This is a genomic window from Pseudomonas sp. KH_046_1 (assembly GCF_057839025.1).
Genome location: NZ_CM174481.1, coordinates 3,863,301 through 3,888,574, shown reverse-complemented (window position 1 = coordinate 3,888,574; position 25,274 = coordinate 3,863,301). Strand labels below are relative to the sequence as shown.

Annotated in this window: 22 protein-coding genes and 1 tRNA gene; 8 read left to right on the top strand and 15 right to left on the bottom strand. The window is 61.8% G+C overall.

Going from position 1 to position 25,274, the window contains the following annotated elements:
* Positions 1-43: 43 nt before the first annotated feature.
* The 3 genes from AC3IT9_RS17850 to psrA form a co-directional block, all read right to left on the bottom strand.
* A complete protein-coding gene (locus AC3IT9_RS17850; protein ID WP_489270552.1) occupies positions 44-916 on the bottom strand; it encodes a LysR substrate-binding domain-containing protein in 873 nt (290 codons plus the stop codon).
* 54 nt (positions 917-970) lie between these two features.
* A complete protein-coding gene (locus AC3IT9_RS17845) occupies positions 971-2,266 on the bottom strand; it encodes an MFS transporter (RefSeq protein ID WP_150754619.1) in 1,296 nt (431 codons plus the stop codon).
* A gap of 130 nt (positions 2,267-2,396) precedes the next feature.
* Entirely contained in the window at positions 2,397-3,488 is a 1,092-nt protein-coding gene (psrA, locus tag AC3IT9_RS17840) for an iron-containing alcohol dehydrogenase PsrA (RefSeq protein WP_489270551.1), read from the bottom strand.
* Positions 3,489-3,742: 254 nt separating this feature from the next.
* Between psrA and AC3IT9_RS17835 the strand changes: the two genes are divergently transcribed.
* Positions 3,743-4,366 (top strand): NIPSNAP family protein, encoded by a 624-nt coding sequence (locus tag AC3IT9_RS17835; RefSeq protein ID WP_489270550.1) that lies wholly within the window; start codon positions 3,743-3,745, stop codon positions 4,364-4,366.
* Between the two features lie 24 nt (positions 4,367-4,390).
* Here AC3IT9_RS17835 and AC3IT9_RS17830 read toward each other — a convergent pair whose 3' ends face one another.
* The 5 genes from AC3IT9_RS17830 to AC3IT9_RS17810 all read right to left on the bottom strand — a co-directional run bounded on the left by AC3IT9_RS17830 (position 4,391) and on the right by AC3IT9_RS17810 (position 10,988).
* Positions 4,391-5,677 (bottom strand): NAD(P)/FAD-dependent oxidoreductase, encoded by a 1,287-nt coding sequence (locus AC3IT9_RS17830; RefSeq protein ID WP_489270549.1) that lies wholly within the window; start codon positions 5,675-5,677, stop codon positions 4,391-4,393.
* A gap of 3 nt (positions 5,678-5,680) precedes the next feature.
* On the bottom strand, positions 5,681-7,258 hold the full coding sequence (locus tag AC3IT9_RS17825) for an aldehyde dehydrogenase (NADP(+)) (RefSeq protein ID WP_489270548.1): 1,578 nt from the start codon (positions 7,256-7,258) through the stop codon (positions 5,681-5,683).
* Positions 7,259-7,364: 106 nt separating this feature from the next.
* Complete coding sequence (locus AC3IT9_RS17820) at positions 7,365-8,312, bottom strand: dihydrodipicolinate synthase family protein (protein WP_150724171.1); 948 nt, start codon at positions 8,310-8,312, stop codon at positions 7,365-7,367.
* A 57-nt stretch (positions 8,313-8,369) separates the two neighbouring features.
* Positions 8,370-9,296 (bottom strand): 4-hydroxyproline epimerase, encoded by a 927-nt coding sequence (locus AC3IT9_RS17815; protein WP_150754624.1) that lies wholly within the window; start codon positions 9,294-9,296, stop codon positions 8,370-8,372.
* Between the two features lie 45 nt (positions 9,297-9,341).
* Positions 9,342-10,988 carry an APC family permease gene (locus AC3IT9_RS17810; protein WP_489270547.1) on the bottom strand — a complete coding sequence of 549 codons (1,647 nt, stop codon included), beginning with the start codon at positions 10,986-10,988 and terminating at the stop codon, positions 9,342-9,344.
* 187 nt (positions 10,989-11,175) lie between these two features.
* Here AC3IT9_RS17810 and AC3IT9_RS17805 point away from each other — a divergent pair, with 187 nt between their 5' ends.
* From AC3IT9_RS17805 to AC3IT9_RS17795, 3 genes are all read left to right on the top strand, one after another.
* Positions 11,176-11,970 carry a PAS domain-containing protein gene (locus tag AC3IT9_RS17805; RefSeq protein WP_489270546.1) on the top strand — a complete coding sequence of 265 codons (795 nt, stop codon included), beginning with the start codon at positions 11,176-11,178 and terminating at the stop codon, positions 11,968-11,970.
* 76 nt (positions 11,971-12,046) lie between these two features.
* Complete coding sequence (locus tag AC3IT9_RS17800) at positions 12,047-12,427, top strand: RidA family protein (protein WP_489270545.1); 381 nt, start codon at positions 12,047-12,049, stop codon at positions 12,425-12,427.
* 225 nt (positions 12,428-12,652) lie between these two features.
* Positions 12,653-14,641, top strand: coding sequence for a peptidase U32 family protein (locus AC3IT9_RS17795; protein ID WP_489270544.1), 1,989 nt, complete (start codon positions 12,653-12,655; stop codon positions 14,639-14,641).
* A gap of 41 nt (positions 14,642-14,682) precedes the next feature.
* Here the strand turns inward: AC3IT9_RS17795 and AC3IT9_RS17790 are convergent, their stop codons facing one another.
* Together AC3IT9_RS17790 and AC3IT9_RS17785 are read right to left on the bottom strand one after the other, a co-directional pair.
* Positions 14,683-15,276: a hypothetical protein gene (locus AC3IT9_RS17790; RefSeq protein WP_489270543.1), complete on the bottom strand. Its 594-nt coding sequence runs from the start codon at positions 15,274-15,276 to the stop codon at positions 14,683-14,685.
* A 114-nt stretch (positions 15,277-15,390) separates the two neighbouring features.
* Entirely contained in the window at positions 15,391-15,819 is a 429-nt protein-coding gene (locus AC3IT9_RS17785; protein ID WP_150724323.1) for a hypothetical protein, read from the bottom strand.
* A 321-nt stretch (positions 15,820-16,140) separates the two neighbouring features.
* Here AC3IT9_RS17785 and AC3IT9_RS17780 point away from each other — a divergent pair.
* A tRNA-Gln gene (locus tag AC3IT9_RS17780) sits at positions 16,141-16,215 on the top strand.
* Positions 16,216-16,314: 99 nt separating this feature from the next.
* Here AC3IT9_RS17780 and AC3IT9_RS17775 read toward each other — a convergent pair.
* Positions 16,315-16,977: a glutathione S-transferase family protein gene (locus AC3IT9_RS17775; protein ID WP_489270542.1), complete on the bottom strand. Its 663-nt coding sequence runs from the start codon at positions 16,975-16,977 to the stop codon at positions 16,315-16,317.
* Between the two features lie 158 nt (positions 16,978-17,135).
* Between AC3IT9_RS17775 and AC3IT9_RS17770 the strand changes: the two genes are divergently transcribed.
* Together AC3IT9_RS17770 and AC3IT9_RS17765 are read left to right on the top strand one after the other, a co-directional pair.
* Complete coding sequence (locus tag AC3IT9_RS17770; protein WP_150754627.1) at positions 17,136-18,068, top strand: GlxA family transcriptional regulator; 933 nt, start codon at positions 17,136-17,138, stop codon at positions 18,066-18,068.
* A 101-nt stretch (positions 18,069-18,169) separates the two neighbouring features.
* Positions 18,170-19,144, top strand: coding sequence for a nitrilase-related carbon-nitrogen hydrolase (locus AC3IT9_RS17765; RefSeq protein ID WP_151214861.1), 975 nt, complete (start codon positions 18,170-18,172; stop codon positions 19,142-19,144).
* Positions 19,145-19,213: 69 nt separating this feature from the next.
* Here the strand turns inward: AC3IT9_RS17765 and AC3IT9_RS17760 are convergent, their stop codons facing one another.
* On the bottom strand, positions 19,214-19,720 hold the full coding sequence (locus AC3IT9_RS17760; RefSeq protein WP_489270541.1) for an HvfX family Cu-binding RiPP maturation protein: 507 nt from the start codon (positions 19,718-19,720) through the stop codon (positions 19,214-19,216).
* A 350-nt stretch (positions 19,721-20,070) separates the two neighbouring features.
* Between AC3IT9_RS17760 and AC3IT9_RS17755 the strand changes: the two genes are divergently transcribed.
* Positions 20,071-21,573 (top strand): aldehyde dehydrogenase family protein, encoded by a 1,503-nt coding sequence (locus AC3IT9_RS17755; RefSeq protein ID WP_489270540.1) that lies wholly within the window; start codon positions 20,071-20,073, stop codon positions 21,571-21,573.
* 115 nt (positions 21,574-21,688) lie between these two features.
* Here the strand turns inward: AC3IT9_RS17755 and AC3IT9_RS17750 are convergent, their stop codons facing one another.
* From AC3IT9_RS17750 to AC3IT9_RS17740, 3 genes are all read right to left on the bottom strand, one after another.
* Complete coding sequence (locus AC3IT9_RS17750) at positions 21,689-22,018, bottom strand: hypothetical protein (protein ID WP_032829393.1); 330 nt, start codon at positions 22,016-22,018, stop codon at positions 21,689-21,691.
* Positions 22,019-22,540: 522 nt separating this feature from the next.
* Positions 22,541-23,044 (bottom strand): GNAT family N-acetyltransferase, encoded by a 504-nt coding sequence (locus AC3IT9_RS17745; RefSeq protein WP_150724159.1) that lies wholly within the window; start codon positions 23,042-23,044, stop codon positions 22,541-22,543.
* A 72-nt stretch (positions 23,045-23,116) separates the two neighbouring features.
* Positions 23,117-25,063 (bottom strand): DNA topoisomerase III, encoded by a 1,947-nt coding sequence (locus AC3IT9_RS17740; protein ID WP_489270539.1) that lies wholly within the window; start codon positions 25,061-25,063, stop codon positions 23,117-23,119.
* Positions 25,064-25,274 lie beyond the last annotated feature (211 nt).

The window sequence follows — 25,274 nt, the reverse complement described above, 5'->3', positions numbered from 1 at the left end:
CGCCAGGAAGTAGGCCTATGGATTGCTCAAGGGTGAGACGAAATCAGGTGGCCGGCGTTGGGCTCGAGTCGAACAGCTCCGCGATCATTGGCCGGTTTCGGCGAATGCCCAGGCAGCACAGGTGGTAGTCGATGGAAAACGGGTGATTGACGAAGGTGATCGGTTTGGTGCCCGGGGTTTCGGCGTACTCGACGGCCGAGACGAAACCGATGCCGATGCCCTTGGCGATGGCATGCACGATGGCCTCGCGGCTGTTCAACTGCATGACGCAGTTCAGCGCGACGCCCAGCTGCTTGCAGCTTTCCTCCACCAGTTGACGAGTGCGGGAGCTTTTTTCCCGCAGCACCCATTTCTCCTCGCTGATCTGCTCGACATGCACTTCTTTCTGCCGGGCCCAGGGATGGTCGTCACGCACCACGGCGATGATCGGGTAGCGCCGGTAAAGCTGCGTGTCAAAGCGTTGGTCGAATTCCGACAGGGCCAGGATCGCCACATCGATATCGAAGTTGAACAGGCGATCCAGGGTCTCTTTTTCCGGGGAGAACGAGGTTTCCAGCTCGATGTCCGGATGCCGTTGCATCAGCTCGTAGGTCAGGTTCATGGCAATCGGCGGCGACACTGCACCCAGGCGCAGCATGCCGGTCTTGCGTTGCTTGAAACTTTGCAGCAATTGCACGGCTTCATCCTCCTGGCCGAACAGGCCCTGGGTGATCGCGTAGAGCTGGTGCCCGGCGGCACTCATTTCGATAAAGCGGCCGCGGCGATGGAACAGTTCCACGGAAAACTTCTTCTCCAGGGCGTTGACCTGCTCACTGACCGTGGGCTGGCCGACGCTCAAATACTCGGCGGCGAGGGTGAAACTGCCGGTCTTGGCCACCGCATGAAATGAACGTAGCCACTTGTGGTACTGGTACATAGACGATCCTGTTCCTGAGCCGCTGCCATTGATTCAATCTGTCCGGCCGGGCCATCAACGCCTGATGAACAGCGCCACCGACGCGCTGCAGAGACAGGCAGCGGTGACCACGATGAAGATCAGCGAGGTGTTGCCGGTACTGTCGAGCATACTGCCGATCAGCGGTTCCGCCAGGCCGGCGAACAGGTAGGACGAGAAGTTCATCACACCGGTCGCGGTGCCGGCGCGCTTGGCGCCCACCAGGTCCGGGCACAGCGCCCAGAAGCTGGAAGCGGGGCCGTACACGAAGAAACCGCAGAGGAACAACGCCACAAGGCCGGTTGCGCTGTGGGGGGCAAGGGTCCACATCCACATACTGGTCGCCGCGCCGAGGAACATATAGAGCATGATCGCCAGGTAGCGTTTGGAGCCGAACAGCTTGTCCGAGATCCAGCCGTTGCTCAGCGCGCCGATGGCCATGCCGACCGGAAGGGCCACGGTGATCCACTTCGGATCGATCATGCTGTCGCCGGTCTTCCAGTTGGCGCCCAGGAAGTGCACCGGCACCCAGACGATCAAGCCATAGCGGGCAGCGTTCTGAAACCCGAGGGATACGGCAGCGATGATCAGGCGAAAGTTTTTCAGAACAGCTTTGTAACGCTGCGCGGAAGTTTCGACTTCGCCCTGGGCCACTTCATGGCTTTTGTCCTCGGCGTTGGCCACACCGGTGTCGGCAGGCGGCTCGAAACCCAGGTCTTGCGGACGCTCGCGGGCCACCAGGTAGAAGATGATGCCGCCCGCCAGCATGAGCAACACGGGCAGGCGGAAGATCCAGCGCCACTCCAGTTGCATCACTTCCAGCACGACGATCGAGGTCACGTAGGAAAGCACTGACGCGCAGCCGGCCGCGAACACATAGAAGCCGTAGACCTTGCCGCGTTCGCCCGCGCTCCACCAGTTGGAGATCAGCCGACTGCCCGGTGCCCAGCCCAATGCCTGGAAGTAGCCATTGATCCCCCAGGGCAGGATCAGCCCGGCGAAACCGCTGGCGAAACTGGTCACCCAGTTGGCGCCGCAGGACAGTACGGCGCCCAGGGTCATGATGCGCCGGCCACCGAATTTGTCGGCGAGGTTGCCGTTGATGGCCTGGCCAATGGCGTAGGCCCAGAGCATGGCGGCCGAAACCCAGCCGAGGGTTTCCTTGCTCAGGCCGAATTCGGCCTGGATACCCGGGATGGCGAAACCGAAGGTCTGGCGTCCGGTGTAGAAAAACAGATAGCAAAACATGGCTGCCAGCAGCATCCGCCACTGGGCGACGCGAAACGATGCGGTGTGTACGGCGAGACCTGGCATGGTTTGGGCACGATTCATGATCTTTTCCTTATTCTTGTTCGGTCCCTGCGAATTGCATCGCAGGGTGCACTCTTTTTCAGGTGCAGCAGGAAATCGTCGCGGCTCGTTACGCCGCTGGCAGTGTAGTGTCTTTGGGGGCTGGCGAGCCCTAGGCCGCTCGTGAGCCGATGAAGTTCTTGCCGCGTGCGCCCTGCAGGGCGAAATCGATCATGGTTTGGGCCTCTTCGGCCGTTACGCCGTAGTCGGCGAACTCGGTTTTCACTTCCAGGCTGTGCAGGAAGGCGCGCAAACGGGCCTGGGCTTTATCCAGGTCTGGCCCGAAAACCCGTTGCAGGGTCTTGTCGCGAGTTTCGTCGTGGCCCCAGGCAAGGCCCAACACCAGTGGCAAGGTGAAGGAGCAGGCAATGCCGTGGGGCAGGCCGTAGTGCAAGGTCATCTCATAGGAAATGGAGTGGGCCAGCGCGGTCTTGGTGTTGGAGAATGCCATGCCGGCCTTGAGTGCGGCGAGGGCCATCCGTGAACGCAGTTCCTGGCTGGACAGGTCACGCCGCAGCAACGGCAGGCATTCGAGGATGTCCTCGATGGCAGAGATGGCGAAGGTGTCGGAAAGCGGATTGGCGTTGATGTTCCAGATCGACTCCAGTGCGTGTGACAGGGCGTCCAGCCCGGTGGAAACAGTGACGCTGGCCGGCACCGTGAGCATCAATTGCGGATCGATGATGGCGACGCTTGGCCAGGTACAGTCCAGGTGTAGGGAATACTTTTTGTGGTTGGCAGCGTCCCAGATCGTCGCCCAAGGCGTGACTTCACTGCCGGTGCCTGCCGTAGTCGGGGCAGCGATCAGTTGTTTACTGCGAACCGGAACGAAGGGTTTGCCGCTTGCCAGCAATGCCAGTAGCTCATCGAAGCGGCCGGACTCGGTGCCGACAATCAGTGCCTTGGCGGTGTCTATGGCACTGCCGCCACCGACGGCAATCACGACATGGCAATCGCCGGCCTCTTGCCAGAAACGTTCATAGGTCGAGCGCAGTTGCGCGACATCGGGATTGGGCTGGACATCTTCGATCACGTAGACCAAGCGTTCGCCCAGCAGCGCTTGAAGGCGATCCACCAGCCCCAGGCCACGGGCTTCGGGAAAGGTCACGACGGCAACGTTCTGGTGTTCGGTGATGGCGGCAAGCTCTTGCAGGCTGCCCCAGCCGAAACGGGTATCCACTGGATTGTGAAATCGGGCGGTCATGGCGGGTCCTTGTTTTTTTTGTTGGAAGTGACGCCATGCTCGCGGTCCACGGACTGCTGCACAAATCGATAATTCGCAGGTTTGAATCGGCTGAGCCGATAACGGCCGGTGGCTGATGCTTCGCTTTCAATCCCAATAAAGAAACTACCTAGCTTCCTGCGGCAATTACCGTCAGCGATGGTGATTGCCTCAATACTCTGCACACGGGGGGTGTCATAGGCTGTGGGCTTTGAAAGCCGTTCGCCGGAGTCGCTATGCGTTTTTTTGAACTGATCACTTTTACCGTGCGAGTGCGCACGGTGGCCGATGCGCTGGTACGCATCGAGGCTGAGTTGGCGAATCCGCAAGTCGGCGGGGTGTTGATGGGCTGCTGGGCTTCGGAGATCGGTCAGTTGAATCAGATTGCCGTGCTGCGTGGCTACGCCGACGAACACCTGAGGCAAGCGGAGCGCGAGCGTTTTCTGCTGGGGGGCGGGGCGTTTGGCATCAACGAATGGATCACCGATCTGCGCATCGAAAACTACACGTTGTTTCCCTTCCTCGAACCCTTGAGCGCGGGCCGGCACGGTCCATTCTACGAACTGCGCGTCTACGACCTGGTCAGCAGCGGCTTGCAGCCCACCCTCGACGGCTGGAGCAAAGCCATCGAGGCGCGAACCACCGAACAGTATTCGCCTGTGTACGCAGCGTTCTACGCCACCGACGGCGCACTGCCGCGCTATCTGCATATCTGGCCGTGGACCACTCTGGAACAACGCCTGCAAGTGCGCACTCAGGCGGTCGCCGACGGTGTCTGGCCGCCGGAAAACTCCGGCCCGCAACTGCGCGACATGCGCTCGACGATCTACCTGCCCGCGAAGTTCTCGCCCTTGCAATGACGAGGGCTCGGCTTGACCGGGGCCTCAGAAACGATCCAGCCGGTACGGCGCAGTCGCCGGCAGGCCTTGAGGCTGGGCGTCGGTCAAAGGCGAGGCCATCTGCGCAATCATTTCCGCCGTGACCGCCGCCTGAGTCAACCCCAGATGCTGATGGCCGAAGGCGAGCAGGACTTTGCCGTCGCACACCCGGTCGATGATCGGCAGGGAGTCGGGCAAGGACGGGCGGAAACCCATCCACGGCGTGGCGGCTTCGGCACTCAGGTCGCGTTTGAACAGGCCTTTGCTCAGGCGGTGCAACTGCCAGGCGCGCTCCATGGTCGGTGGGCAGTCGAGACCGGCGAATTCGACGGTGCCGGCCAGGCGCAGCCCATCAGCCATCGGCGTCATGATGAACTTGCGCTCCAGAGAGGTGACGGCAAACGGCAAGCGTTCGTGCTCGTGGGGCAGCATCAGGTGATAGCCGCGCTCGGTGTCCAGGGGCACCTTCTTGCCGGTCAGCGCGGCGGTGAGTTTTGCTGAATGGGCGCCGCAGGCAACCAGCACTTGGCGACTGCTCATGCGGCCTTGATCGGTGATCAACGACACGCCGTGTTCATTCAATTGCCCGCCCTCGACCCGCTGCTTGAGGAACTGCACGCCGCTGCTTTTAGCGGCGTGAACCAGTTCGCCAACGACCCGGAAGGGATCGAGAAAATGCCCGGTGCGCGGAAAGAACAAGCCGCCCTGGATCTGCTCGCTGAGTTGCGGCGCCGCATCCCGTACCGCCTTGGCCTGCCAGAAATCCACCGGCACTTGCTGCTGGCGCATGCGGGTCTGTAGCGCTTCGATGGCCTGTTGCGAGTCGGGGCGCTCGAACACCAGCAACGAGCCGTCTTCCTTGAGCAACCCGGGGCGCTCTATGGTTTCCAGCAAGCGCTGCCAGGCACCCAGGCTGCTTTCGTTGAGGGCGCGGATGCCGGCCACGGTGCGCTGGAACGGCGCCGGTCGCAGGTTGAGCAACAGGCGCATGAACCAGGGCAGGGCTCGGGGCATGTATTTCCAGTCCAGGCGCAGCGGGCCCATCGGGTCTATGAGCATGGCGGGCAGGCGTTTGAGGATGGACAGGTCGGCGATGGGGAACACCTGCTCGGTGGCCAGGTGCCCGGCGTTGCCGAACGAGGCGCCACGGCCGGGCTCCTGTTGATCGATGACCACCACCCGCCGGCCCTGGCGCGCCAGGCGCAGAGCGCAGGCGACGCCGATGATTCCGGCACCGATCACGGCAACGTCCGCCGCGGCGTGTGGGCTGTTGAAAAGGGAGTCGTTGGACATGGCCTAGGCTTCTCTCTGGCCGTCGAGCAGGCGACGCAACTGTAATGGATTGTCGTGCTTGAGCGCGGCCGGCAACAGGGCGTCCGGGACGTCCTGGTAGCAGACCGGGCGCAGGAAACGCAGGATGGCGGCGGTGCCGACCGAGGTGGTGCGCGCATCGGACGTCGCCGGGAACGGGCCGCCATGGACCATGGCATCGCACACCTCGACCCCGGTCGGCCAGCCATTGACCAACAGGCGCCCGGCCTTGCGCTCCAGTATCGGCAGCAAGGCCCTGGCGCTCTCCACGTCGGCATCGTCCAGGTGCAGGGTGGCGGTCAACTGGCCTTCGAGGTGTTCGATGACCTGACGGATTTGCTCGTCGCTGGCGCATTGCACGATCAGCGACGCGGCGCCGAACATTTCTGCCTGTAACGTTGGGTCGGCGAGAAACTCACTGGCCTGGGTGACGAACAGGTGAGCCTGGCACTGGTTCGGGGTTTCGCCCCTCAGGCCGACCGCCACCGATTGCGCGTGGGCATGCTCGGCCAGCGCGCCGACGCCTGCCTCGTAGGCCTTGAAAATTCCGGGGGTGAGCATGGTCTGCGCCGGGCTGCGGCGTAGCAGTTGCGCAGCGGTTTGGATGAAGCGTTCAAGGTCCGGGCCTCGGCGGGCAATCACCAGACCCGGATTGGTGCAGAACTGGCCAGCGCCCTGGGTGAGGGAAGCGACGAAGCCTTGCGCCAGGGTTTCGGCTCGCGATTGCAATGCTGCCGGGAACAGCAAGACCGGGTTGATCGAGCTCATTTCCGCATACACCGGGATCGGCTCGGGGCGTGCCTGGGCCGCGTTGCACAAGGCAATGCCGCCGCTGCGCGAGCCGGTGAAACCCACGGCCTTGATGCGCGGATCAGTGACAAGGGCGATGCCCACTTCGCGGCCGGAGCCGAACAACAGCGAAAACACGCCTTCGTGCAATCCGCAAAGTTTGACCGCACGGGCCAGCGCCCGGCCCACCAGCTCACTGGTGCCGGGGTGTGCGCCATGGGCCTTGACGATCACCGGGCAACCGGCGGCCAGTGCCGACGCGGTGTCACCGCCGGCGACGGAGAAGGCCAGGGGAAAGTTGCTGGCGCCGAACACCGCCACTGGGCCGAGCGGCACCTGACGCTGACGCAGGTCCGGGCGAGGCAGGGGCTGACGCTCCGGCTGCGCGGAGTCGACCCGTACATCGAGCCATTCGCCTGCGCGGACGGTGCGGGCAAAGGTGCGCAGCTGCTGGCAAGTGCGGCCCCGTTCACCCTGGATACGCGGGCGCGGCAGGCCGGTCTCGGCCACAGCGCGGTCGATCAACTCATCACCGAGGGCTTCGATTTCGCTGGCGATGGTTTCGAGGAATTCGGCGCGGGCCTCCAGGGACGTCGCGCGATAGCTGTCCAGGGCACTCCAGGCCAGAGCGCAGGCCTGTTCGACCTGTTCGCCGCTGCCACCGTGATAGACCGGTTCAAGGGGTAGATCAGTAGCGGGATCGATGCCGCGGATCGCTTCGCGATTGCCGGCGATGGCCTGCTGGCCGATCAACATGTTGCCTGTCAGAGTCATGGTCGTTCCTGAAAAAAAGAGGGGAGGCGTTTGCGAAAAAACGCCGTACCGCCGTGGGCGAAAATAAAGGCGGCGCGCATTGGCACGCCGCTGTACAGGCTGGATGTCAGGCGAAGTTCTGCTCGGCCGACCACTGCTCGTACCACTGGCGGAACAGCGCGTACTGGTTCTCGGCATAACGACGCTGGGCATCGCTGAGCGCATCGGTCTCGTTGAAGTGCAGGGTGTATTCCTTGTCGCCATTGAGCACCATCAGGTGCTTGTAATAGAGCACCAGGTCGCAGCCCTCATCGAAGGACGACAGCACCGCCAGTGCCGATTCCAGCTCCCGTGCCTGGCGACGCGCCTTGACATCGCCCTTGGCCGCTTGTTTGCTCAAGGCCACCAGGCGCAACACTTCGCGCGGCAGTGCGTTGCCGATGCCGGTGATGGCGCCGGTGGCGTTGCAGTTGACGAAACCATGAACCACCTGGGTGTCGACACCGACCATCAGGGTCACGTCATCGTCCTTGGAAGTGATGTGTTCGGCGGCGTAGCGCAGGTCGGCGGCACCGCCGAACTCCTTGAAGCCGATCAGGTTCGGGTACTCGCGGCGCAGTTCGAAGAACAGGTCGGCGCGGGTGGCGAAGCCGTAGTAAGGGCTGTTGTAGATCACCGCCGGCAGGCCTGGAGCGGCCTGGAGGATCGCGGCGAAGTGGGCTTTTTGCGCGGTGGCCGAAGCGCCGCGAGACAGCACACGAGGAATGACCATCAAGCCATGGGCGCCGACTTTGGCCGCGTGTGCCGCATGGGACACCGCTTCGCGGCTGTTGACGGCACCGGTGCCGACGATGGTCGGAACGCCGGCGGCCACCAGGCGCGCCACGCCTTCCTGACGTTCGGCTTCGGTCAGCAGCGGCCAGTCGCCCATGGAGCCGCAATACACCACCGCGCTCATGCCGATGTCGATCAGTTCGCGACCCTTGGCCACCAGTGCGTCGAAGTCCGGCTTGCGCTCGGCGGTGCATGGGGTCATCAGTGCAGGGATGCAGCCAGTGAAGATGTTGTCGCTCATTTTGTTGATACTCCTTGAAGCATTCATTCAGATCGATTGAGAGAAGAGGCGTGGGGCTCAAATGCCCCACGCAAAGGGGTCCTGTTCGTCGATCAGCAAGGTGCTGTCGGCGGTCATGCAGGCGCGGCCAGTGATGAAAGGGATGATGCGTTCGCCTTCCCATTCATAGCTGCCGACGAACTGGCTGGCGGTGATGCTGGCCTGGACCCAGCGTTCACCGGCGGCCAGTTTTCCATCGGCTGCCAGGCATGCCAGTTTTGCGCTGGTGCCAGTCCCGCAGGGCGAGCGGTCGTAGGCCTTGCCGGGGCACATGACAAAGTTGCGGCTGTCGGCGTGGTCGTCGTCGGCGAACAGTTCGATGTGGTCGATCAGCGCGCCGTCTTCGCCGTGTATGCCCTGGGCTTCAAGGGCCTTGAGCATTGCCCAGGTGTATTCGGTGAGGAACTCGACGTTGTCCATGTGCAACGCCTGACCGTGATCGGACACCAGGAAAAACCAGTTGCCGCCCCAGGCGATGTCGCCGTACACGCGGCCATGCCCCGGCACTTCGACCGGCACCTGTTGGCGGTAGCGGTAGGCGGGCACGTTGCGCAGGGTGACGTTGCCGTCCTCGTGCAACGTGGCGCTGACCGGGCCGACCGGCGTATCGATCTTGTGCTCGCCGGGCTGGATATGCCCCAGGTAATGCAGCGAGTTGACCAGGCCGATGGTGCCGTGACCGCACATGCCGAGGTAGCCGGCGTTGTTGAAGAAGATCACGCCGCAGGTGGCATCCGGCGACACCGGTTCGCAGTACAGCGCACCCACCAGCACATCGTTGCCACGGGGCTCCAGCAGGCAGGCGCGACGCCATTGGTCATGCTGCTCGCGCAATGCATCGCGCTTATCGGCCATGGTCCGGCCGGACAACTGGGGCAGGCCCGACATCACCAGGCGAGTCGGTTCGCCGCCGGTGTGGGAATCAATGACATGTACTTTTTTCATAAACCTTTCCATTAGAGGAACACGCAGGCTTTGCCGGCCTGAATTTCAGCGAGAGGTCTGGGCGGACACACCGATCGGACGCTGGCCTGTGGTAGTGCCGCTGTGAACAGGATCGGCTTCGCTTTCACCGTCCTCTTCTTCCAGGCGAACCAGATGCGCCGGCACGCCGGTGGCTGCGCCCCAGTAGTAGATGCCCATCGCGCAGGCCGCCACGACCACGGTGTCGAAAGGATGGGTCAGTACGCCCATGCCGCCGAAGCTGCCGAGCCAGGACAGCACGATGGTCACGGCGTAGAAGCCGATCAGCCATGCCGAAGAGCGCACTTGCTGGGCCAGGCTCAGGTGTTGGGTCGGCACGAAGCGACCGCACAGCAGGTACACCACAAACATCAGGATTTGCAGGCCGAGCAGCCAGGACACCGTGCTCCAGCCCGACCAGTAGACGATCAGCGCGGCGATGATGAACGACACCGGGCCGAGGACACCCATGCGCTTGACCTTGAACGGGCGCGGCATGTCCGGCGCATTGCGGCGCAGGGCAGCCACCGACACCGGGGCGACGGCGTAGCTCAATACCAGCGCGGCGGAGACCACGTTGATCAGGGCTTCCCACGAAGGGAAGGGCAGGGTCCAGAACACCGACAGGGCGAAGGTCAGCCACAGCGCCGGACGCGGGATGCCGGACTTTTCGTCAATGCGGGTGAAGACCTTGAAGAAGGTGCCGGTCTGCGCCCAGCCGTAGATCACCCGCGGGGTGGCGTTCATGTAGATGTTGCCGCAACCGCTGGGGGAGATCACCGCGTCGGCCACCACCAGATAAGCCAACCAGCCAACACCCAATGCCAGGGCGATGTCGCGGTATGGCAGGGCCAGCTCCTTGGCGACGCCGGCCCAACCGTTGGCGAGCATTTCGGTGGGCACGCCGCCGAGGAACGCCACTTGCAACAACACATAGATGGCAGTGGAGAGCAGTACGGAGAGGATCAGTGCAATCGGGATGGTGCGTTGCGGATTCTTCACTTCGCTGGCCACCGAGATGATCGGCGTCAACCCCAGGTAGGCGAAGATGATGCCGCCGGCGGACACCGCCATCTCGACACCTGACAGCCCGAAAGGCATGAAGCCCTGGGACTGGAAGTTCTCCGGTTTGAAGAAGGTGAACAGCACGCCGATCACCAGCAACGGCACGATGAACTTGAACAGGCTGATCAGGTTGTTGGCCTTGGCGAAGGTTTTCACGCTGTAGTAATTGAGCATGAAGAACAGGCACAGCAGGCCGAACTGCACCAGCCAGCCAAGCGCCGTTGGATTGCTGGAACCGGCCTGGGTCAATGCGGGAAACCATGCAGCGGCATACTGGCGCGCGGCAACCACCTCGATGGCCACCAGGCTGGAAAACGCGATCAGCGTGATGAAGCCCATCAGGTAGCCCAGCAGCGGGCCGTGGGAGTAAACCGGGTAGCGAATCACACCGCCGGCTCGGGGCAATGCGGCGCCGAGTTCACAGTAGACGATGCCCAAAAGCAGTACCGCAAAACCGCCCAGCAGCCAGGAAAAGATCCCCGCCGGTCCCGCAATGGCGGACACGTGACTGGCTGCGAACAACCAGCCGGAGCCGAAGATGGCCCCCAGTCCGATAAACGTAAGGTCTATCAACGAAAGTTGTTTTTTGAACTTGCCTTGGCCTGACATGGCATCGCCTTCTTGTGAGTTATTGGATAGGCAGGTGTGCACTTCAAGACGCCCCGGTCGGTTTTGCCGAGGAGGGCGGTGGCCATAGAGTGAACTTGGCGGCTTGCTCGCGATTGATGTTTTGCTTGGGTGTCGATGACGAAATCAGCACAATGGGCAGATGCCGATCATTGGGAGAAACAGGTAGATGACTCAGGATGCGTTTGCGCTGTTGTGCCAGGGCGACGACTCGAACCGCCCCGAATCCATCGAGCAACTGCTGGCAGGTGTCGCGCTGTTGCTGCCCATGCTCGACGTCATTCCGAATGCGGCGATCTTCATCAAGGATGTGCAGGCGCGTTATGTCATGGCCAACCGCACGCTGGTGCAACGCTGTGGTTTGAAGCAGCTGAAACCGCTGCTGGGGAAAACCAGCGCCGAGGTGTTTCCCGAGCAATTGGGGCCCGGTTACACCGAACAGGACCGGCGAGTGCTGGAGCAGGGTCTGGTGCTGGAAGACCAGCTGGAACTGCATCTGTACGGCAGCCGCGAGCCGGGCTGGTGCCTGACCCATAAGCGACCCTTGTATAACCGCCGCAATGAAATCATCGGTCTGGCGGGTATTTCGGTCGACCTGCAATCGGCCAGCGACACGCACCCGGCGTACCAGCGCCTGGCGGCAGTGGACGAGCACATTCGCGCGCATTTCAACCGGCGCGTCACCCTGGGCGAGTTGACGCGCATCGCCGGGATTTCAGTGGCGCAACTGGAACGCTACTGCAAGCGCGTGTTCCATTTGACGCCACGGCAAATGATCCAGAAGGTGCGTCTGGAGCACGCCCATCGACTGCTCCACACCGATCTGCCGATCACCGAGGTCGCCCTGCAATGCGGCTACACCGACCACAGTGCGTTCACCCGGCAGTTCAAGGCCTTGACCGGTTTCACCCCGCGCCAGTACCGCCAGGCCACGGGTCACGAGCAGCCGTCCGGGCTGGATTAGCGACGCGCCGCCAACGGCCCTGTAAACTGGCCGCGCAAAAGGCGCCAGCCTCATCATTTCAAGCAAGAGAGTCCTCATGGCAAACCACGACCTGACCTTTATCCCCGATCCCGATGCGGATTCGATTTCCTCCGACGTCGTCGGTTTCGGCGGTGTGCTGGTCTCCACCCAGATCCCCACCCGCGCCGACGGCAGCCTGGAACTGGGCGACATCACCCTGCAAAGCGAATGCACTCTGCAAGCGTTGAAAGTCGCACTGGAGCGCGCCGGCAGTTCCATGGACCGCGTGATGCACCTGACCATCTACCTCACCGACATGGCCGACCGCGCCGCGTTCAACGAAGTCTACAAACGCTACTTCGCCAAGCCATGGCCGGTGCGCGCCGCTGTCGGGGTTGCCTCGTTGGCGGTTGAAGGCATGCGCGTGGAAGTCACGGCTATGGCTGCCAAGGCGTAATTGCAGCCACACAAAACCTTGTGGGAGCGGGCTTGCTCGCGAAGGCGGAGTGTCAGCTTGCACAAGTATTGACTGACCCAGCGCTTTCGCGAGCAAGCCCGCTCCCACAGAGGTTGAGGCACGCCAGGCCTACCCGAAACGCCACCCGGCAGCATACGGGTGCCGGTCAGGCGTTTCGCCGCTACAATGCACGCCTCGATCGTGACAAGCCCGACTAAAAAAATTATGTCTTTGCCCAAACATCACCTGGAATTGCTCAGCCCTGCCCGCGATGTCGCCATCGCCCGCGAGGCCATCCTGCATGGCGCCGATGCCATTTACATCGGTGGCCCAAGCTTCGGCGCCCGCCACAACGCCTGCAACGAAGTGAGCGATATCGCCCAATTGGTGGAATTCGCCCGTCGCTACCACGCCCGGGTGTTCACCACCATCAATACCATCCTGCACGACAACGAACTGGAGCCGGCCCGCAAGCTGATCCACCAGTTGTACGACGCTGGCGTCGATGCGCTGATCGTCCAGGACCTGGGGGTGATGGAGCTGGACATTCCGCCGATCGAACTGCACGCCAGTACCCAGACCGACATCCGCACCCTGGAGCGGGCGAAGTTCCTCGATCAGGCCGGTTTCTCGCAACTGGTGCTGGCCCGCGAGTTGAATCTCCAGGAGATCCGCGCCATCGCCGACGAAACCGACGCGGCCATCGAGTTCTTTATCCATGGCGCGTTGTGCGTGGCGTTTTCCGGTCAGTGCAACATTTCCCACGCGCAAACCGGGCGCAGCGCCAACCGTGGCGACTGCTCCCAGGCCTGCCGCCTGCCGTACACCCTCAAGGACGAAAAGGGTGGGGTGATCGCTTACGAAAAGCACCTGCTGTCGATGAAGGACAACAACCAGAGCGCCAACATCCGCGCTCTGGTCGAGGCCGGCGTGCGTTCGTTCAAGATCGAAGGTCGCTACAAGGACATGGGTTATGTGAAAAACATCACCGCCTACTACCGCCAGCGCCTCGACGCCGTACTCGAAGACCGCCCGGACCTGGCCCGTGCCTCCAGCGGCCGCACCGCGCACTTCTTCCTGCCCGACCCGGAAAAAACCTTCCACCGTGGCAGCACCGATTACTTCGTCACTGACCGCAAGATCGATATCGGCGCCTTTGACTCGCCGACCTTCACCGGTCTGCCGGTGGGTGTGGTCGAGAAAGTCGCCAAACGTGACATGCAGGTCGTGACGCACGAGCCGCTGTCCAACGGCGACGGCCTCAACGTGCTGGTCAAGCGTGAAGTGGTGGGTTTCCGCGCCAACATCGCCGAACCCAAAGGCGAATTCGAGGAGGACGGCGAGAAGCGTTATCGCTATCGCGTCGAGCCCAACGAGATGCCGGAAGGGATGTACAAGCTACGCCCCAACCATCCGCTGAATCGCAATCTCGATCACAACTGGCAACAGGCGCTGCAAAAGACCTCCGCCGAGCGTCGCATCGCACTGAGCTGGGTCGCTCGCCTGCGTGAAGACCAGCTGGAGCTGACCGCTACCAGTGAAGAGGGTATCGGCGCCAGCGTCACCCTGGCTGGCCCGTTCGGCGCCGCCAACAAGCCGGAACAGGCGCTGGAGCAGTTGCAGGATCTGCTCGGCCAACTGGGTACCACGCAGTACCACGCCATCGACATCAAGCTGGACGCGCCGCAGGCGTACTTCATCCCGAACTCGCAGCTCAAGGCCTTGCGCCGTGAAGTGATCGAGGCCTTGACCGAAGCGCGGATCGCCGCCCACCCGCGTGGCAGCCGCAAGGCCGAAACCACGCCGCCGCCGGTGTACCCGGAGTCGCACCTGTCGTTCCTGGCCAACGTCTACAACCAGAAGGCCCGGGACTTCTATCACCGCCACGGCGTCAAGCTGATCGACGCGGCCTACGAGGCCCACGAGGAAACCGGCGAGGTGCCGGTGATGATCACCAAGCACTGCCTGCGTTTCTCCTTCAACCTGTGCCCGAAACAGGCCAAGGGCGTGACCGGTGTACGCACCAAGGTCGCGCCGATGCAATTGATCCACGGCGATGAAGTGCTGACGCTGAAGTTCGACTGCAAGCCTTGTGAAATGCACATCATTGGCAAGATGAAAGGCCACATCCTCAACCTGCCACAACCGGGCAGCGTGGTCGGTCACATCAGCCCCGAAGACCTGCTCAAGACCATCCCGCGCGCACCGCACTGAGTGACCGGTGAGCGCGCCGCAACGGCGCGCTCACCTGTTGTTCAATACCCTGTGTAGTTGAAGTAAGCGAATGCCACGGCAACAGCCAGACCAATCGCCGCCACGGCTTTTATTCGTGCGGTTGCCTGGAATGGCGGCAGGGCTTCGCTCGACGCCTGCTCCTGGGGTTGCGTGTACGCGGCGGCGTCATGGCGGCGCTGCAGCATGGCCCTATAGGTGTAATGCAAGCCGATCAGCAGGGAAATGGCCAACAGGCCGAGGATCAGCCAACGTATGGTTGCCGGCTTTCCAGCGGCGGATTCGTTCATCTCTTCTTCACAGATAGCGCTCTCGAACTCCACGACAGAAATGGGCTGGTAGACCGTCGAGGGCCGCTGTGCATCACTGTGTCTGGCCGCCATTTGTTCCAGATCCAGTGCCTGATACTTCCAGAGCGTCGTCGATCCTTCCCGGCAATAGGTGAACGCAGAGGCGCTCGAAGCGCCGATGATGCACGCATCGTCGATGCCGAGTTTTTTCAGGGTTTCCATTGCGGAGCGTGTGAAGTCCATTTCCAGGACAGGAATGACGCCGGTGGCGGACACCGCGGTCGATACCAGCAGGCTCGCGATGGCACAGAGGGCTGATATTTTCAAAGTCGAGACTCCCTCGTTTTTTACAGGATTCTTGTTCTAAACGCGGAGTCTGCTTGAAACCTGCTTTTACTGAAGTCTAGACGCTGGTGGCAAACCTGGAGCTGGCGGTCGACACTATCCGCAGGTGTCGGCGACGGCCTTTTCAGCTCGTTTGAATTCCTGTTTGACGTCGGTGGGAATGCGTTGCTTTTTCAGTTCCTGACCGAGGAAGGGTTGTTCGCCTCGGGACTGGACCTCAGCGTCCTCGGCCGTTATCTGCGCCTCGATGGCAGCGGCGTGCTTGTCGATGACGGCATCGACCTCGGCTTCATTTTTGGCCGTATCGAGCGCTAAAACCAACTGGCCGGCCTCGGCTTTTTCGGCTTCGGCATAGGCTTCGACCGTCAACCCGGAGGCCAACGCTCGCGTCTGGGTTTCCAGGCGATTGAGATGCTCCCGGGCGGCCTTGCAGACCGCTTCCTGTCGCTGGCTCTGGATGTGTTCCCAGGTGTTCAACCCATAAATCGCGGTCCCGAGTACCAGAAGGGTTGCAGCGGCCCCCATTAATTTGCCTTTCACTTTTGGCGCCCTCAAATGGCAAGGGAAGGGTGTTGCATAAACGATTCCCGATTCAATTCGAGTAAAGAAAAGCGTAGCAGAGCTGTTCGGGCTGAATGTGCGCCGATAGCACCCCGAGATTCGGCTCAACACTAAGCGCCTGTTTTAATGAACAATTTTTTTTGTTTGGGCTTCCCAGACGAAGAAAATGTTGGTAAATTTGCGCCCACTCTTGCAGCGGCCCTCAGGGAGCCCGTCACGCAAGCAGGCAACAGGTCCTGTTGCCACTCAAGAAAGCGAGTGCCTGGCACTCATCGCAACAGATACAGGGGCGTCGCCAAGCGGTAAGGCAGCAGGTTTTGATCCTGCCATGCGTTGGTTCGAATCCAGCCGCCCCTGCCATTTTTTTATTCCTGCGTAATCAGATAACACTCGACCGGCGGTTATTATTCGTCGATTCGCTGGTTTTTTGCCTCCCGTTCCCCAGTCGTGCTGGTGCCACTACCGAAAGCGCTCCGGGATGGCCTCGGCAAACGGATACCAGGAAAAATACGGCCTGGCCTCGTCGATCACCCGCTTGACCGAGGGCCTTTGGGTCAGCCTGTCGAAATAAGCACTCAAGTGGCGATGATCGTCGGGAAAGGCTACGAGGGTGCTGGCGTAGAACAGCGCCGGGGCGGCGGCGCAATCGGCCATGCTGAACGCCGGGCTGGCCACCCAGGTTCTTGCCGTCAGCTGATGTTCAAGCATGCCGTACGCCGTCATCAGCGCGGCGCGTTCGCGGGTCAGGTCGCCATGGGCGGCATTCAGGCGGTCACTGACGATCTTCTGCATGGGCACCTGGACATGCAGGTCGAAAAAACGATCCCACAGACGGACTTCCAGCGCGGTTTCCCAATCGTCCGGAATCAGATGCGCCTGGCCGGGATGGAGCCGGTCCAGGTACTCAATGATCACACTCGACTCCGGCACATTCTTTTGCCGGGCGTGATCGCGCAGCACCGGAAACTTGCCGATCGGCCACAGCGCTTGAAGTTCGGCCCGGTCAGCCTCGTTGCCCAGGTCGATGACCCTTTTTTCAAATTCGATTTCCAGTTCATACAGAGCGATCAGTGCTTTGTGGCAGAACGACGAGAGCGGATGGAAATACAGAGTCAGTGACATCCTTCAATTCCTCGGTGAGATGGAAACCTCTTGATTATCCATCGCCATCCGCCAATGCGCGAGGTGCTCCACCCTGATGTCCGGTGCCTGCTGTTCGGGTTAGAGTACAGGTCTTCTGGCCTGAACTTCAGGCATGCCACGTTTAGGGTCATATCGCCATGCACCAGATCGGACTCATTGTGTACCCCGGTTTCCAGGTTCTGGGCCTGGCCATGTGTGCCGCCTTTGAGTTGGCCAACAGTGCCGGTGACGAGCCGTTGTACCGCATTGCCTTGCTGTCCGAGCCGGGTGGCCTGGTGCAAACGTCCGCCGGTTTTGCTGTGCAGACCGAAGCGTTCGACCAGCGCGGGTTCGATACGCTGCTGGTCCTGGGCGACAACCTGATCCGCCCGACCACGCCGGGCATGCTGGAGTTTCTGCGCCGCGCCAGTCTCGGCACCCGGCGTCTGGGCTCGATTTGCACGGGGGCGATTGCCTTGGCGGAGGCCGGTTTGCTCGATGGTCGGCGGGCGACCACCCACTGGGCGCATGTGCCGGCCTTTCGCAAGGCGTACCCGAACGTGAAAGTCGAGGAAGACCGGATCTTCATCAACGATGGCCACCTGTGGACGGCGGCGGGCATGAGCGCGTGCGTGGACCTGGCTTTGGCGCTGGTGGAGAAGGACCTGGGTGCCGACATTGCACGCAAGGTCGCGCGGCAATTGGTGGTGTACCACCGGCGTTCCGGCGGGCAGTCGCAGTTTTCGGTGATGCTGGAACTGGCACCCAAGACCGACCGGATACAGGCCGCGCTGAACTACGCCAAGCAGAATCTCAAGTCGGCGCTGTCGGTGGAGGAGCTGGCCAGCGCGGCCAATCTCAGCCCTCGGCAATTCAGCCGGGTGTTTCATGCCGAAACCGGCCAGTCTCCGGCCAAGGCCATCGAAAACCTGCGGGTCGAGTCGGCCCGGTTGATGATGGAAACCGGACGGCACTCCATCGATGTGGTGGCGACGGACACTGGTTTTGGGGATCGGGAGCGTATGCGTCGCGCTTTTATTCGGGCGTTCGGGCAGCCGCCGCAGGTGATTCAGCGTGCCAGTCGGGGCTGAATCGTGATGTCCTGAAAGGTGGTGTATACGACATTCAAGCCTTTTTATTATAAGCGTAATCTTGATCTCGTTGAAACGTATCCCTCAATGAGATCACCGCCATGACCCTCGTCAAAGCCGCCGCCGTACAAATCAGCCCTGTTCTTTACAGCCGTGAAGGCACCGTCGACAAAGTGGTGCAGAAGATTCTCGAACTCGGCGAACAGGGCGTGCAATTCGCCGTGTTCCCGGAAACCGTCGTGCCGTACTACCCGTACTTTTCCTACGTGCAGTCGCCTTTCCAAATGGCCGCCGAACACCTCAAGCTGCTGGACCAGGCGGTCACCGTGCCTTCGGCCGCCACCGATGCCATCGGCGCTGCGGCCAGGCAAGCGGGCATGGTCGTGTCCATCGGCGTCAACGAGCGCGATGGCGGCACGCTGTACAACACGCAGTTGCTGTTCGATGCCGACGGCTCGCTGATCCAGCGTCGCCGCAAGATTTCCCCGACCTACCACGAGCGCATGATCTGGGGCATGGGCGACGGCTCCGGTCTGCGTGCCGTCGACAGCGCGGTAGGGCGCATCGGGCAACTGGCCTGCTGGGAGCATTTCAACCCGCTGGCCCGTTATGCCTTGATGGCCGATGGCGAACAGATCCATGCGGCGATGTACCCGGGGTCGTTTGCAGGTCCGTTGTTCGCCTCGCAAATGGAAGTCAGCATTCGCCAGCATGCCCTGGAGGCCGCGTGCTTTGTGGTGAACTCCACGGCGTGGCTGTACCCAGAGCAACAGGCGCAAATCATGGCGAACACCGGTTGCGCCATCGGCCCGATTTCCGGCGGTTGCTATACCGCGATCATCAGCCCGGATGGCACGGTCCTGGGTTCGTTGCAGGAAGGTGAGGGCGAGGTGATCGCTGATCTCGACATGGGCCTGATCGACAAGCGCAAACGCATGATGGATTCCCGCGGCCACTACAGCCGCCCGGAACTGCTGAGCCTGCTGATCGACCGCACCCCGCAATCCCATGTGCATGAACGCAGCGCGCATCCGAAGTTGGCCGAACAGACCGGGCTGGAGGAAGTGATGGGTTAGTTCCGGGCAAAAAAAACAGGGGACTTCATGGAAGTCCCCTTTTTGTTTGTCCGCATTGCAGCTTTCGTTTCAGCGCCGCCAGATGAAACGCGCCAGCAGCGCATCGATGCTGAACTTGCCGGCACCCGACAGCAGCAGCGGCGTGAGGGCTACAAGGTAGATCAAGGGCAGCTTGAAGTTGCCGTAACCCTTGTTGCTGATGGCATAGCCTTGGGCGAGTTCACTGAGGCTGTGCCAGTCGGCGGGCCAGTGGACGGCGGCGGTTGCGACGAGGGTCACCACCATCAGGCTCAGCGCCGAAAAACGTGTGCCCAGGCCCACCAGCAGAGTCAAGGCGAAGATCAGTTCGGCCCACATCGACAGTTCCCAGTTCAGCGTCGCTGGAAGGTGGACGAACGGAAACGGGAAGCGCGTCTGGATATCGGCGAACCAGTTCTCGCCGTTGAATTTTTCCAGGCCGGATTCGAGGAATTCCCAGGCGAGGAACACCCGCAGCGCCAGGGGGGCAACCCAGTCGCCGACACGGTCGAGGTTCAGGTGCAGGCCTTTGACGGCCGAAGAAATGGAGGTGCTCATGGACGTTGCTCTCTTTCAGGTCAGGGCGGCGGGGCAACGGCATGCCCCGTGAGTTGAGCGCTTTGATCGGCGTGGCCAATCGACAGGCGTATTTCATCAATGGGGTGTATCTGCGGTGTGTCGTTGTGGCGGGGTTTTGAGTTCGGGGTGTGTCTGGGGCGGGGTTGTATACATTGAGATACGTAACCGGCACCCCTGTGAGAGCGAACCTGCTCCGGGCGGCGATCCGACGATGGCGGAGTGTCAGGCGCTATTGATGCTGGATGGAATGGCCTCTTCGCGAGCAGGCTCGCTCCCACAGGGAAATTGCTATACATTTTCCGGCCGCCCACTGCATGGTGAACCGCTTCATGTCCCTCGCGCTCGAACGTCTAGTCGCTGGCACGCCAATCCCTTTCGCCGGTAATCGTGTCACGGTCGTCAGCCCCGAACTGGCGCAACGCTTCCAGCCCGGTGACCACCTGCTGGTGGAGCAGGTCAGTGGTGAGTTGCTGTTGATCCCCGTGGCGGACCAGCAAGCGGCCAACGTTGCGATCGAGCGCGCCCAGGCGGCATTCACCGCGCTGTCGGCGGTGTCTGATCAGGCGATCAGCGCCTTCTTCGACCTGTTTGCCCAACGCCTGGAAACCCCGGAGTGCTGGGCCTTGATCGAAGCCGCCAACCTGGCCGACATCGAACGGGCCAAGGCGCGCGGTCGCTCGACCACCCGGTTGCTGGCCGATGAGCGCATGCGTCGCGACATGATCGGCGGCCTGCGCGCGTGGCGTGATGCAGCGGCCAGCCGTGGTAAGGTGATCAGTTGCGTCGAGCACGATGGCTGGAAAGTCGAGCAAGTGGTCTCGCCCCTGGGCATCGTCGCGTTCGTCTTCGAAGGCCGACCGAATGTGTTTGCCGACGCGGCCGGTGTATTGCGCACCGGCAACACCGCCGTGCTGCGCATCGGCAGTGATGCGTTGGGCACCGCCCAGGCGATCGTCGCCCACGCACTGAACCCTGCACTGAGCGACGCCGGCTTGCCGGCCGGTGCCGTGTCGCTGGTGGAAAGTGTCAACCACGCCGCCGGTTGGGCGATGTTCGCTGACCGGCGTCTGTCATTAGCGGTTGCCCGTGGTTCGGGGCGCGCCGTCAGCCAGTTGGGCAGCATCGCCCAGCAGGCCGGCACGGCGGTCAGCCTGCACGGCACCGGTGGCGCGTGGCTGATCGCCAACGCCGATGCCGACGCCCCGCGCTTTGCCGCCGTGGTGCGCAACTCCCTGGACCGCAAAGTCTGCAACACCCTGAACGTCTGCCTGATACATCGCGACCGCGCCGCTGAACTGGTGCCGCTGTTCCTCGACGCACTCAAGCAGGCCGGCACCGCAAGGGGCCAGGGTTGCAAGCTGCACATCGTCGAAGGCAGCGAGTCGTACCTGCCGCAGGACTGGCTGGCGGCAACGGTGCAGGTGTACCGCGCCGAAGGCTATCAGAGCGAGGCGCAGGCCGAGCCGTTGCCGGAAGACCAATTGGGCCGTGAGTGGGAGTGGGAAGAAACCCCGGAAGTCAGCCTGAAAATCGTCGACAACCTGGACGGTGCCATTGCCTTGTTCAATCGCTACAGCCCGCAATTCACGGTGTCCTTGATCAGTGAAAGTGCCGAGGCCCAGGAGCGTTTCTACAACGCGGTCAACGCGCCTTTTGTCGGCAACGGCATCACCCGTTGGGTCGACGGCCAGTACGCGCTGAACAAGCCGGAACTGGGGCTTTCGAACTGGGAGAGCGGGCGCCTGTTTGCTCGCAGTGCGATTCTCTCCGGTGATGGCGTGTTCACCATTCGCAGTCGCATGACCCAGGTCGATCTGGGCGTCAAACGCTGAACCTTGTGGGAGCAGGCTCGCTCCCACATCTGGTTTTCGTTCCGGCATAAAAAAGACCTGCTCCTTATCGGGAGCAGGCCTTGTTTATCAATAAGTCATTAATGACTCATTTCAATCAGTAGAACCGGTCAATCACCCGAACTTCGTTCTGATTCTGCATCGAGGCCCAGGCCTGTTTCAGGGTTTGCAGAACATTACCGATGAAGTCCTTGTCGGCTGCGGCTTTCTTGCCGACATAGCCCTGGCCGCGACGGTACATCTTCAGTCGGGCCAGCAGGTTCTGGTTGTTCTGGTCGAACTCTGCTTCATGGGCGTGCGGCGACAGGCAGTCGATATGAACCTGGCCACACTTGCTGATCCAGAGAATATGGTTGTCGTGGCTGTCTTTCTTTGCAGCGAAGATACGAGCCAGTTCATCGATAGTTGGTTGATTGTTCAGATTCATCATAAAGCCCCTTGACCAATTGGTGATCTTTCAAAGTTGGTTCGCTAATACAGGTAGCCCATCGGTTAGTTGATCCCTGGCACCGAAACCAGGACGTCAGCGTTCGACCGCCTTATCGGGCGGGGTCCTGCGTCTGTTGCATGTAGTCGTGTTGAATAACTGCTACGCAATAGCGTCACAACGAAGAGAAGCGGCGAAAACCTTAAGGCCACTGCCGACGTTTTCAGGGTCGGCCACAAGCATCATGAGGATTGCTCGCCAAGTCTTCTCGCCCTTGTACTGGACGTTCAGGCCAGGTCAGCTTCTTCAATCTGCCTTGTGGGCAGCGTGTATCCGGGAAAAACAGCTCGGCGGTCAGACGAGCTTGCTCAAACGTGTTGCCTGTACTCCCGATCGGGGAGACGTCTGCATCATGCAAGGGCAAACCGGAGGCGTCAACGGTTTTGTAGTGAATATTTTCAGTCACTACATATTGTCGGACAAAGCTGTTGGGAATTAGCGCGGGGGGCGAGGTTGTGTCGGTCAGGACGACAAAGGCGGACACTCAAAGCGGTAAAAAGTGCAGGGATAACGGTCAACCACCTGCTGACGCAAGGTGAGCCCGCCAACGTTGAGCCCCGGCATCACGGCGGCCCAGAACAGGCGTGCCGGCCGGTTCGCCTCGATGTGGAAAATCTGCCATTGACCGGGGAATTGACTCAAGAGGGTGGAAACGACAAATCGCGCGACACCCTGGCCACGGAAGCGTCGGCTGACAAACAGATAGCCGATGTTGTAGTCGGCACCGGGTAGATGGACCTGGTTATCCACGGTCACGAAGCCCGCCAGTTCACCGTCGACCTTGATCAGGAATGGCCGGGTGGCCGGGTTTCGCCAGTAGTCGGGCATGGGCAGGATGTTGAAGAACCCGTATTCGCCCAGTTTCAGCGGCAACCATTCGCTGAAGTCGTAGGTGTAGAACTGCATCAGGTTCTCGATGGTTTCCAGTTCATCGCGTTCGGCGGCGTGCAGTTCTATCGAAGGCATGCGGGTTGGCTCCAGTTACGCCGGGGCAGGGACACCGTTCATTATGGTTGCCCACAGGGTTCGGTGCCGGGTTCAGGTTTTGCTTGCCGGCTTTGCCCTGCGCTTGGTGCCGCTTGCTGGTTTGCGTGGGGTGCTCTTGCGTTTTTTCTTCCAGGGTGCCGCGGCGGAGCCACCGGGAGGTGGGCCGCTGATGGTCAGGCTCAGCCCGGCACAGCGACTGACCTGTTTGCTCATCCACGCCGCCTGTTTGGTGACGAACTCTTCCAGGCTCATTTCCCCGCTTTGCACCATGTCCAGGGCCTGTTCCCAGATCGCCGTGGTGCCCGGATCGGCGATGGCCCGCGGTACTGCGTCGATCAGGCTGAATGCGGCCGGCGTGGCGGCCAGGGCCTTGCCGTTCTTGACCAGATAACCACGATCGAGCAGGCCCTGGATGATCGACGCGCGGGTCGCTTCGGTGCCGATGCCCGTGGTGTCCTTGAGTTTTTGCTTGAGCAGCGGGTCTTGCACCAGTTTGGCGACATTCTTCATGGCTTTGATCAAATCGCCTTCCGTGAACGGCTTTGGCGGTTGCGTCCACAGGTCCTTGAATTGCACGCCGGCCACTGCGCAATCGATGCCTTCGGCCAGGTTGGGCAGAGTCTGCGGCGCCGGGGCTTCGCGCCCCTTGGCCGGAGCCAGTGCTTCGGGCAGGGCGCGCTTCCAGCCCGGCTCGATGATCTGCTTTCCGACAGCGCGCAGGGCCTCGCCGGCGCAGTCGAAGTCGGCCTGGGTGCGGTCGTATTCGTGATTGGGCAGGAACTGCGCCAGGTATCGCGCGCGGATCAGGGTGTAGACCGCACGCTGTTTGCCCGCCAGCTTGTCGAGATTCTTCGCCGCGGCGGTGGGGATGATGCCGTGGTGCGCGCTGACCTTGGCATCGTTCCAGGCCCGTGAGCGCCGTTGCGGATCAAGGTGATCGTGCAAGACGTTCAACGCTGGATCGGCCTGGCGCAACGCCGCCAGAATGGCCGGTGCCTCGCTGTGCTGACTCAGGGGCAAGTAGCCGCAATCACTGCGCGGATAGGTAATGACCTTGTGGGTTTCGTACAGCGCCTGGGCGATGTCGAGGGTTTCCTGGGCGCCGAGGCCGAGCTTCTTCGAGCAGACCTCCTGCAGGGTGCCCAGGTCGAACGGCAGCGGGGCCACTTCGCGCATCCGTTCGGTGCGCAGTTTGATCACCCGCGCACTGGCCGCGCCACTCATGGCGGCGGCCGCCTGTTGTGCCAATGCCTGATTCAGGCAGCGGTCCTGATCGTCGCAAAGCTCCGATGCCGCGCGCCATTGCGCAGTGAACGCGGTGCCGTTGTGCAGCAGCTGCACGTCGATGGCCCAATAGGGGACGGGCACAAAGTCGGCGATGCTGCGATCGCGATCCACCACCAGGCGCAAGGTCGGCGTTTGCACCCGGCCGACCGGCAACACGCCTTGATAGCCAGACTGGCGCCCCAGCAGGGTGAACAGCCGACTCATGTTCATGCCGATCAGCCAGTCGGCCCGGGAACGCCCCAGGGCCGAGTGATAGAGGCTGAAGGTCTCGTTCCCCGGTTTGAGGGCCGCGAGGGCCTTGCGGATGGACGCATCGTCCAGCGCCGACAACCAGAGGCGGCGGATCGGACCACGATAGCGGCAATGCTCCACCAGTTCCCGGGCGATCATCTCGCCCTCGCGGTCGGCGTCCGTGGCGATGATCAGTTCGGACGCTTCGCCGAGCAGGCGCTTGACCGCCTTGTACTGGCTGGCGGTGCGCGGCTTGACGGTCATTTTCCATTTTTCGGGAATGATCGGCAGGTCGGCCAGCACCCAGCGCTTGTAGCGCGCGTCGTAGGCATCCGGCGGTGCGGTTTCCAGCAGGTGGCCGATGCACCAGGTCACCGTGACGTCCGTTCCCAGCCAGCAGCCATCGCCCCGGCGCCGGGCGCCGAGGACTGCCGCAATGTCTTTGGCCTGGGAAGGTTTTTCACAGAGGTACAGCCGCATAACCACCATCGTCGATCAATGTGCCAAGGGTGCACAGAATGGCGCTTGATGGGCGATGGAGCAATCTTTATCTGTATGGATGTACAGCTTTGTGTGTCGCTCCCGTTCGGCTGCGAAGCCGTCGCGAGGATAAAACTTGGGTTATACCTGATAAACCGAGGTCTCAGGTTTTGGGGCTGCTGCGCAGCCCATCGCGGGCAAGCCACGCTCC